This is a genomic window from Clostridia bacterium (genome assembly GCA_019683875.1).
GTDB lineage: Bacteria > Bacillota > Sulfobacillia > RBS10-35 > Bu92 > Bu92.
In genome coordinates this window covers 1-9,658 of record JADGHN010000069.1, presented here as the reverse complement: position 1 = coordinate 9,658, position 9,658 = coordinate 1, and the positions used below count along the sequence as shown (strand labels likewise).

9 protein-coding genes are annotated in these 9,658 nt (G+C 74.4%); 1 reads left to right on the top strand and 8 read right to left on the bottom strand.

The window, feature by feature from the left end; genetic code table 11:
- The 8 genes from IRZ18_06705 to IRZ18_06670 form a co-directional block, all read right to left on the bottom strand.
- On the bottom strand, positions 1-677 hold a 677-nt coding region (locus tag IRZ18_06705; GenBank protein MBX5476796.1), incomplete at its 3' end, for a lactate utilization protein.
- A 49-nt stretch (positions 678-726) separates the two neighbouring features.
- Positions 727-1,500, bottom strand: a complete 774-nt coding sequence (locus IRZ18_06700) for a (Fe-S)-binding protein (GenBank protein MBX5476795.1) — start codon at positions 1,498-1,500, stop codon at positions 727-729.
- 5 nt (positions 1,501-1,505) lie between these two features.
- The gene (locus IRZ18_06695) at positions 1,506-3,068 is read right to left on the bottom strand and encodes a (Fe-S)-binding protein (GenBank protein MBX5476794.1); all 1,563 of its coding nucleotides are present in this window, start codon (positions 3,066-3,068) and stop codon (positions 1,506-1,508) included.
- Positions 3,061-5,091, bottom strand: a complete 2,031-nt coding sequence (locus tag IRZ18_06690; protein ID MBX5476793.1) for an FAD-binding protein — start codon at positions 5,089-5,091, stop codon at positions 3,061-3,063. Before IRZ18_06690 ends, IRZ18_06695 begins: the two co-directional genes overlap by 8 nt.
- Positions 5,092-5,154: 63 nt before the next feature.
- A complete protein-coding gene (locus IRZ18_06685) occupies positions 5,155-6,012 on the bottom strand; it encodes a YitT family protein (protein ID MBX5476792.1) in 858 nt (285 codons plus the stop codon).
- A gap of 118 nt (positions 6,013-6,130) precedes the next feature.
- The gene (locus IRZ18_06680) at positions 6,131-6,805 is read right to left on the bottom strand and encodes a hypothetical protein (GenBank protein MBX5476791.1); all 675 of its coding nucleotides are present in this window, start codon (positions 6,803-6,805) and stop codon (positions 6,131-6,133) included.
- A 187-nt stretch (positions 6,806-6,992) separates the two neighbouring features.
- Positions 6,993-8,414, bottom strand: coding sequence for a HAMP domain-containing histidine kinase (locus IRZ18_06675; protein MBX5476790.1), 1,422 nt, complete (start codon positions 8,412-8,414; stop codon positions 6,993-6,995).
- Between the two features lie 3 nt (positions 8,415-8,417).
- Positions 8,418-9,110 (bottom strand): response regulator transcription factor, encoded by a 693-nt coding sequence (locus tag IRZ18_06670; protein MBX5476789.1) that lies wholly within the window; start codon positions 9,108-9,110, stop codon positions 8,418-8,420.
- 72 nt (positions 9,111-9,182) lie between these two features.
- Between IRZ18_06670 and IRZ18_06665 the strand changes: the two genes are divergently transcribed.
- On the top strand, positions 9,183-9,658 hold a 476-nt coding region (locus IRZ18_06665), incomplete at its 3' end, for a sigma-70 family RNA polymerase sigma factor (GenBank protein MBX5476788.1).

Below are 9,658 nucleotides of genomic sequence, written 5' to 3'. Positions count from 1 at the left end.
TCCTCCCAGCGGGGCACGATCCGCTCCATGCCGGCGATGGCGATGTGCACGCGCGGGAGCGACGTGACCATGCGGCCGTTGCCCTCGTTCGTGACGAGCACGACGGCGCCGGACTCGGCGACGACGAAGTTCGCCCCCGAGATGCCCGCGTCCGCGCGGAGGAACGCCTCGCGCAGGCGCTCGCGGGCGAAGGCCACGAGCGCCTCGGCGTCGTCGGGAAGCTCCCGGCCGGCGACGCGGCTCAGCTCCGCGCGCACCTGCTGGCGCGTCATGTGCATCGCCGGCGCGATGATGTGCGAGGGGCGGTCGCCGGCCACCTGGAGAATGTACTCGCCCAGGTCCGTCTCCACGACCTCGAACCCTTCCGCCTCCAACCCCGCGTTGAGGCGGATCTCCTCCGTGACCATGGACTTCGACTTGACGACGCGCCGCGCCCCCGCCGCCCGAAGAATGGCGCACACCGCGGCGACGGCCTCGCCGGCGTCCGCGGCCCAGTGCACGCGGCCGCCCCGCTCCTCGATCCGGTCGGCCGCCAGCGCGAGGTAGTGGTCGAGGTGGCGGATCGTGTGGTCCCGGATGCGGCGCGCGCGCTCTCGCCACTTCATGGCCGCGCCGAGCTCGGCCCACGCCCGCTGACGCGCCTCGTGGTCGCGGAAGGTCCCCTGCGGCACGGCCATGCGGAGGAAGTCGTCCGCCAGCGCTTGTTCCACGCGCCGCTGAAACGCGCTAGACACGGGCGCCACCGCCCTCTTGAGGCCCGGCGCCCCGCCCGCTCGTGGCCGCGTCGAGCAACTGGGCGAGGTGCATCACCCGCACCGGCCGGCCCAGGCGTGACAGCCGCCCGCCGATCTGCAGGAGGCAGCCGGTGTCGGCCGCCACGAGCACGTCCGCGCCGCTCGCCTCGACGGCGCGGACTTTCGCGTCGGCCATCGCCGTGGAGATCCGCGGCTGCGTGACCGCGAAGGTGCCGCCGAAGCCGCAGCACTCGCCGGCGTGCGGAAGCTCCACGAGGCGCAGCCCCTCGATGCCGCGCAGCAGGCTCAGCGGCTCGTCCGACAGGCCCAGGCTCCGCGTGAGGTGGCACGAGGGGTGGTAGGCCGCGACCGCCTCGAAGCGCCCGCCGAGGCTCGGCCGGCCCAGCACGTGGACGATGAACTCGCTCAGCTCGTACGTCCGCTCGGCGAGCGCGGCCGCCCTGGCCGCCCACTCCGGCTCGCCCGCGAAGAGCCGCGGGTACTCGCGACGGACCATCGCGGCGCAGGACCCGGAGGGCGCCACGATCGGCCCGCCGCCGGCAGCCTCGAACGCCCGGATCCACGCGCGCGCCACCTCGCGCGCGTCCGCGTGGTAACCCGCGTTGTAGCCGGGCTGCCCGCAGCAGGTCTGCCCGGACGGCACGTCCACCTCCACGCCCAGGCGCCAGAGGAGACGCACCGCGCTTTCCGCGACTTCGGGTTGGATCAGGTCGCAGAGACACGTGACGAACAGCGAGACGCGCAACCGCCTCATCCTTCCCGCACGCCGGGCGCTGCCGCCGGCGCGGCCGCCAGGCGCTCCGCGACGAACTCCGCGAGGTGAACCACGCGCACGCCCGTCAGGCCGGCGCGGCGCAGCGACCACAGCATCTGGAGGTGACAGCCCGGGTTCGCGACGACGACGACGTCCACCCCCGCCTCCCGGACGTGGCGGGATTTGCGGTCGCCCAGCGCGGCGGACGCCTCGGGTTGCGCGAATGTGTACGTGCCGCCCGACCCGCAGCAGAGGTCCGCCTCGGGCAGTTCGACGCGCTCGACGCCGGGGAGCCGGTCGAGCACGTCCCGCGGTGCCTGGGCCACCTTCTGCCCGTGGCGCAGATGGCAGGAGTCCACGTAGGCCACGCGCAGCGGCCGGCCTTCGGAGGCGCCGGCCGCGGCGCCCCCGCGGGTGCGGGCCGGCGCGGCCGGCGCGGCTGCGACAGGCGGCGGCGCGTCGCGCAGGAGCTCGCTCACATCGCGGACGCGGGCCGCGAACGCCTCAGCCCTCGCGCGCCAGGCGGGGTCGCCGTCGAAGAGCGCCGGGTATTCCCGCATGTGCGCGCCGCAGCCGCCGGCGGTGTTCACGATCGGACCGGGGATCCGTTCAAACGCCTCGATGTTGCGCCGCGCCAGCCGGCGGGCCCCCTCGATGTCGCCGGCGTTCATGTGCAGCGCGCCGCAGCAGGTCTGACCCCTCGGCACGACGACGGCGCGGCCGGCGGCCTCCAGCGCCCGGCGCGCCGCGTCGTTGGCGGAGCGGAAGAGCGCGTCGGAGACGCAGCCCCGGAAGAAGGCGGCCGGCGACGGCGGCTCGCAGCACGCGGCCGCGGCCGCGCCCGCGGGAGCGCGCGACCCGCCGGCGGCATCCCGCGGCGCGGGCGCTCGGGCTCCGGCCGGCCCGCGGCGCCGGGCGCCCGGATCGGGCAGCGCGGGCTCCAGCTCGTCCAGCGGCCACGGGAGCCGTCGCGTCCATCCAAGGCGGCGCGCCAGGCGGTCCGGGCCGCGTCGCCACGCCCAGAGCGCCCAGCGGGCCAGCGTCCACATGGCCGGGTGCGGCGCGAACACATCGAGCAGCCATCGTTGCAGCCGGAGCGCCCAGCGCGGCCGGCCGGCGCCGCCCACCGCCGGCGCGCCGGCAGGCCCACCGGTGACCGGCGCGCCCTCGACCGGCCCGCCCGCGCCCGGCGCCCCGCCCTTCTCGCTGGCCGCGCGGAGCGCGGCACGTGCCGCGGTCAGCACGGACGTGTAATGCACGCCCGAGGGGCAGGCCGATTCGCAGGCGCGGCAGTGGACGCAGAACGCGAAGCTCTCGGCCAGCGCCGCGAGGGGCAGCGCGCCCCGCTCCGCCTCCTCCGCAAGGTGAATGCGGCCGCGGGGCGAGTGGAGCTCGTTGCCGGTGAGGAGGTACGTCGGGCAGGAGGGCAGGCAGAAGCCGCACTTGATGCAGACGTCCATCGCCTCGAGCGCGGCGGGCGTGAAGAGGCCCGCACGCGACCCGCCGTGCCCGGTCCCGGACGGCGCCGGCACCCCTGCGAGCGCCCGCGGGTCAGCCACGGTCGACCGCCTCCCGCCAGCGCGCCCACGCGTCGCGCAGGCGCGCCTCCATGAGGGCGCGCACGTCCGGCGCCCCGGGCGCCGCGGCGCGCCGCGGATCCCCGCCGCAAGCCCCATCGCCCGGCGCGGGGTCCTCCAACCGCTCCAACGCTCGGCCGTCCCCGGCGCCCGCCGGCTCCAGCTTCAGCGTGGCCTCCGCCAGGCTCGCCGCCGCCTCCCCCGCGCCCACGAAGGCCTTGTGCACGGCGTAGCCGGCGACGTTCTTCACCGTCGCCGCGCCGAACCGCCACGCGCGCCCGCCGCCTCCAGCGAACGCCACCGCCAGCACGCCGTGGCGGACCCGCGCCCGCGACGGCCAGCCGGGCCGTCCCGCCCGCCGGATGACGTCCAGGACCTCCGCCGACGGGTCGGCGTCCCACCCGGCGGGCCAGTCGAGGCCCTCCGCGGAAGCCGCCTCCCGCAGCTCGGCGACCGTCACGCCGGCCGCCACCCGCGCCGTGAGGTTGCCCGCGTCCACGTCCACCCGTCCCCGGTCCAAGAGCGGCAACCGCTGCGCCGGCGGCCGGAGGTCCCGCCGCTCCGGCGATCCCGGCGGCGGCACGGCCGGCAGCGCCTTGCCGGGGTTCAGGATCCCGTCCGGATCCAGGGCGCGGCGGAACGCCCACTGCAGGTCGAGCTCATCCGGCCCGAACACGAGCCGCAGGGGCTCCAGCTTGTCGACCCCGACCCCGTGCTCGCCCGTGACCGTCCCGCCGAGCTCGGCGCATGCGCGCAGCACCTCCGCGTCGATGGCGCGCATCCGCTCGATGGTCGCCGGGTCGGCCGGATCGAAGGGGATCAGCGGGTGCAGGTTCCCGTCGCCGACGTGCCCCACCGTGGGCAGCGGCACGCCGTAGCGGGCGCCCACCTCGACGATGCGACGCAGCATCTCCGGCAGCTTGGGCCGCGGCACGACCACGTCCTGCGACCACACGTGGCGGGACAGGAGGCCGGTGGCGCCGTACGCCGCCCGCCGCCCCAGCCACAGCGCGTCCCGCTCCGCCGCCGTGCGCGCGATGCGCACCTCGCTCGCCCCGTTTGCGCGGCAGATCTCCGCCACGCGCGGCGCGTCCCGGTCCACGTCCGCGAGCGGGCCGTCCACCTCGATGACGAGCACGGCGCCGGCGTCCTCGGGATACCCCGCGCGCGCGTACCGCTCGACCAGCCGGATCGTCGCCTGGTCGATGAACTCGATGGTGGCCGGCACGATGCGCCCCGCCACGATGGCGGAGACGGCCTCCACCGCCCGTTCCATGTCGGGGAAGACGGCCAGCAGCGTGCGCACGTGAGCCGGCAGCGGCAGGAGCCGCACGTGCGCCGCCGTCACGACGGCCAGCGTGCCCTCGCTGCCGACGAGCAGCGGCAGCGGATCCGGCGCGGCGGGTGCCTCCGCCTTCCGGTTGAGCGGCTCGTCGTGGAGCCACCCGCGCGTGCCGTCCGCCAGCACGACCTCCAGCGCCAGCACGTGGTCCGCGGTCACGCCGTACTTGAAGCAGTGCGGCCCGCCGGCGTTCTCCGCGACGTTGCCGCCGATGGTCGAGGCGCGCTGGCTGGACGGGTCGGGGGCGTAGAACAGGCCGTGGCGGGCCGCCGCCTCCCCCACGCGCAGGTTCGTGCAACCGGCGCCGACCGTCGCTTCCCGCCGGGCCGGGTCGACGCGCAACTCCTGAAGCCGCGCGAGCGCCAGCACGACGCCGCCCTCCGTGGGCAGCGAGCCTCCGCTGAGGTTCGTGCCCGCGCCGCGCGGCACGATCGGCACCCGATGGCGCGCGCAGAGCGCGACGAACGCGGCCGTCTCCTCCGCGCTGGAGGGCAGGGCGACCGCCGCCGGCAGGCGGCGCTCGCCGGTGGCGTCATACGCGTACGCCGCGCGTTCCGCGGGCCCGTCGAGCCAGCCGGACGGCCCGAGCAGGTCGCGCGCTTCGCGGGCGAAGGACTTGGACAAGGATGCGGAAACGGCGAGCCGTTCGCGAGTCGTCGACATACGTGCTGATGTTGGCGACCCGCGCGACGAAACCCTCTGGGGATCGCTACCTGACGCCCACCATCAGTGGATGTTGTGCTTGCGCAGGGTGCCGCCGCCCGCTTCCGCGACGGGATGGATGGCGAAGAACGCGTCGTCGTCGTGGTCGAGGACGATGCTCTTCAGCTTCGCCAGCTCCAGGCGCGTCACGACCGTGTAGAGCACGTGCAGCGGGGACTGCGAGCGCCCGCCCTCCGCATGGAAGTGCGTCACGCCTCGCCCGAGCCGGTGCTGGATCGCCTCCGAGATCTCCCGCGCGCGGGCCGAGATGATGAACACGCCGCGCGACTCGTCGAGACCCTGCACGACGAGGTCGACCATCTTGTACGCGGAGAAGTAGGTGAGGAGCGAGTACAACGCGCGGTCTGCGCCGATGACCCACATCGCCGCGCCGAAGATGAGGACGTTCAGGCCGAGGATGACCTCTCCGACGCTGAAACCCGTCGCCCGGCTCAGCGTGAGGGCGACGATGTCCGCGCCGTCCAGCGACCCGCCGTGCCGCAGGATCAGGCCCAGCCCGCCGCCGATGAGCAGCCCGCCGAACACGCTGACGAGCAGCAGGTCCGACGTGACGGCCGGAACCGGGGTGAGCAGGGTGGCGAAACCCGAAAGGAGGAGGACGGCGACGGCTGTCGTCCAGGCGAACGTGCGCCCGATCTGGACGTATCCGAAGTAGAGGAACGGCACGTTGAGGACGACGAGGAAAAGGCCCACGGGCCAGCCGGACAGGTACGAAAGCAGGATGGCGATGCCCGTGACGCCACCGTCAATCAGGCGGTTGGGAACGAGAAAGGTCTCGAGACCGAGAGCTACGAGGAAAGAACCGAGGATAACGTACCCGTACCTGGTCCAACCTCCCGCAGAATGGCGATGACGGTGCATATCGTCCCTCCTTTCGCTCTGGTACCACTATACCGGTCGCCGACATCTCTTGCCAGCAAAGCCGGGAGCCGGGTCCGACCCCGGCTCTCGCCTGGACGAAACGGTGCACGCGGATGGTTCAGGCGTGTTGCAGAGCCTTCAGGAGCAGGTCGTGGATCGCGTGCTGGATCGACTGCAACCCCTCGAGGATCTTGAGGCCCTGCGACTCGTCCTTCAGGATCGCGTTGAGGCTGTCGATGACCCGGTCGTCGTTGCCGGCCTTCAGGGCCACGCGCGCGGCCGCGGCGTGGACCTTGCGGTCCTCGTTCAACTGCTTGAGTTGCTGGACGAGGTCCTGCTGCTTGGCCCGCAACGCCTTCAGCGCGTCCCGGAAACCTTGGGCCGGCGTCGCCCCGGCGTTCCCGGAGGCGTCCGGCGCCGCGCCGTCCTGCCCGGGCGTCGTCGATCCAAGCTTCTGCCGCAGTTCCTGCCACAACTGACGGTTGACTTCGGCCTGCTGCTGGAGCTGCTCCCGCTGATGGTGGAACTGGGCGCGAAGAGCCCGGATCTCGTCGATCTTCGCGCGGATGGTCGCCCGCTGCGCCGGGGTGAACTTCCGGTCCTTGGCCGGCGGCGCCGGAACCTGGACCGGGTCGCCGTCATCCGGCACCGGCGCCTGGATCGGCTCCGCCTCACTCGGCACCGACACCTGGACCGGATCCGTCGCGCCCGGCGCCGGCGCGGCGGCAACCGGAACGGCGGCGCCGGCGATCAACGCGGCCGCCAACGTGGACACCCACCACTTCTTCTTCATCTGCGATGCCCTCCCACGGCATGACGATCATGGTCGATCGCGTGCCCCGTTTCTGCGACCAGTCTGCCGCGGGGTCGTGACCAAACTTTGGTGGGGTTGTGAACGCGGGCAAAATGAAGTGTGAACGGTCTGTGAACGCGGCGGCGGGCGGCCCGCCGCGAGGGGAGGGCCACGCCCCCGTCAGGAGCTAGGAACGCCGCGGCAGCGCGAACCAGAAGCGCGATCCCCGCGGCGGGGACCCGTTCCCGCCGCCGGCGTCCACGCCGACGCGGCCGCCGTGCGCCTCGACGATCGACTTGACGATCGCCAGCCCCAGCCCGGACCCGGCATCCTCGCCCGCGCGCGACCCGGCCTGGCGCCCGCGGTAAAAGCGGTCCCAGATGCGCTCGCGTTCCTCTTCCGGCACGCCGGGGCCCTCGTCGGCGACGCTGAAGCGGACCTCGTCCCCGCGGACCGAGGCCTCGAGCGCGACGCGGCTGCCGGCCGGCGCGTACCGCAGGGCGTTGTCGACGAGGTTCGTCAGCGCCCGCGCCAGGCGGTCGCCGTCCGCCAGGACGGTCACGTCATCCGCCGGCATGGACGCCTCGAACGTGAAGCCGGCGCCCTCCACGCGCGCCCGCGCCGCGTCGCAGAAGTCCTCGAACCAGCGCCGCACGTCGAGGGGCTGCATGCGGAACTCCAGCTGTCCCGCCTGCAGGCGCGCGTAGTCGAAGAGGTCCTGCACCAGCCGGCCGAGGCGCCGCGCCTCCGTGACGATGATGCCCGCGTACCGCCGCTGCTGGTCGGGGTCGCGCACGACCCCGTCGCGCAGCGCCTCGGCGAAGCCGCCGATGGAGGTGACCGGCGTGCGCAGGTCGTGCGCCAGGGACGCCATGAAGTCGCGGCGCAGGTCCTCGGACCGGCGGAGATCGGAAATCGTCTTTTGGAGGCGGTCCGCCATGAGGTTGAAGGAACGGGCCACGTCAGCCACCTCGTCGCCGCCCTCCACGGGCACGCGCGCGTCGAGGCGACCGTCCGCCATGGCTCGGGCCGCGCGGCTGAGGGCCCCGAGGCGGCGGGCCAGCGCGCCGCCGGTCAGCGCCGCCATGAGCAGCGCCAGGAGCAGCCCGGCGAGCGTCCACGCGAGCACCGCCCGTTTCACCTGGCGGATGGCGGGGTCCAGGTCGCGGACCGGCTGGAAGAGGATCATGACCCAGCCCGGCCCCCGTCCCCCGACCGGCACCGCGGCCGCGACGATGCCGCTCGCGCCGACCGGCGCGCCGGCGCCCGCGCCCGAGCTGCGCGCGCGGTCCGCGAGGCGCGCGACGGGACCCGGCAGCCGTCGTCCCGGCTGGAAGACCGGCGTGGCCGGAAACGCGCGCACGACCCGGTCGCCGCCGTCGACCACCACCACGTTGCGCAGGCCGGCAGCCGGGCCGTCCTCCGTGTCCAGGGCCGCCCGCAGAAGCGCGGGCCGCTTCGCCAGAGCCTCGGCGTCCGCCGCCAGCAGGCCGGCCGTGTACCTGAGGATGGCGCGTTCCGTCACGCGCGGGAGGGCGATCAGCAGCGCCCCGCCCACGAGGGCGAGGATGAGGCCGAGGGTGACGAGCAGGCGCGTCTGGAGGCGCACGCGCTACCTCCCCGGCTCGAAGCGGTAGCCGACCCCCCACACCGTCACGATGTAGCGCGGGCGGTTCGGATCCGGCTCGATCTTTTTGCGGATGCGCTGGATGTGCACGTCGACGGTGCGGTCGTCGCCGTAGAAGTCGTACCCCCACACCTGCTCGAGGAGCTGTTCGCGGGTGAAGACGCGGAGCGGGTTGCGCGCCAGGGTGAGGAGCAGGTCGAACTCCTTCGGCGCGCATTCGACGACCTGGCCGCCGGCGATCAGGCGGCGCGCCTCCGGTTCGATCGTGAAGTCCGGGAAGCACAGGGGCTCGGCCTCGGCGGCGGCGGCCGCGCCCCGGTCCAGGCGGCGAAGCACCGCCTTGACGCGGGCGACGAGCTCTCTCGGGCTGAACGGCTTCGTGACGTAGTCGTCCGCGCCCAGCTCGAGGCCGAGGATGCGGTCGACCTCGCCGTCGCGGGCCGTGAGCATGATGACGGGGATGTCCTCGCCGGTGAGCGCGCGGGCGACGTCCATGCCCGGCCTCTTCGGCAAGCCGAGGTCGAGCACGACGAGGTCCGGGCGCTGCCGGCGGACGGCCTCCATCGCTTCGTCGCCGTCGGCCGCCTCCGCGACGGCGAACCCCTCCTGCTCAAGGTACAGCCGGCAGAGCTCGCGGATGTTGGCTTCGTCGTCGACCACCAGGATGTGCCGGCCCATGGCTTCATTATAGGGCCACGCCACTCGCCGGCCGCGGGCTCCCGTACAATGGAGCGGGAGGGCGATCCGCCCATGAACGCGACAACGACGTCCGCTCCGCGCCGCCTGCGGGCCCCTGGGCGGCTCCCGTCGCCGTTCCCCGCGCGCCTGTTCGAACGGTTCTTCAGGCTCGGGCCTGTCGCCCTCGCTGCGCCCGCCTCCCTGCCGCCCGACGGCGACGTGCTGCGCCGCCTGCGGGCGGGCGACCGCGAGGCGCAGGAGCAGTTCGTGGGGCATTTCTGGCCGGACGTGCAGCAGGAGGCCGCCCGCTACGCGCGGCGCGGCGGCCCGCGGGAGGACCTGCTCGCGGAGGGCGCGCTCGCCCTTTGGGAGGCGGCGCTGGCGTACGACCCCGACCGGCACGGCACCGACCTGCCCACCTACGTCCGGAACACCGTGCACCGCCGCGTCCGGCGCGCGTATCGCAAGGCCATGGGCTTCGACGCCGCCCCGGAGGCGCCGCTCGACTGGGTCGCCGGCATGATGGCCGTCGAGGTGCGCTACGCGAG

What these genes read in the sequence shown, in the direction of transcription:
- IRZ18_06690 (MBX5476793.1), bottom strand. Translation starts at nt 5,091, where the DNA reads ATGTCGACGACTCGCGAACGGCTCGCCGTTTCCGCATCCTTGTCCAAG.
- IRZ18_06685 (MBX5476792.1), bottom strand. Translation starts at nt 6,012, where the DNA reads ATGCACCGTCATCGCCATTCTGCGGGAGGTTGGACCAGGTACGGGTAC.
- IRZ18_06680 (MBX5476791.1), bottom strand. Translation starts at nt 6,805, where the DNA reads ATGAAGAAGAAGTGGTGGGTGTCCACGTTGGCGGCCGCGTTGATCGCC.
- IRZ18_06670 (MBX5476789.1), bottom strand. Translation starts at nt 9,110, where the DNA reads ATGGGCCGGCACATCCTGGTGGTCGACGACGAAGCCAACATCCGCGAG.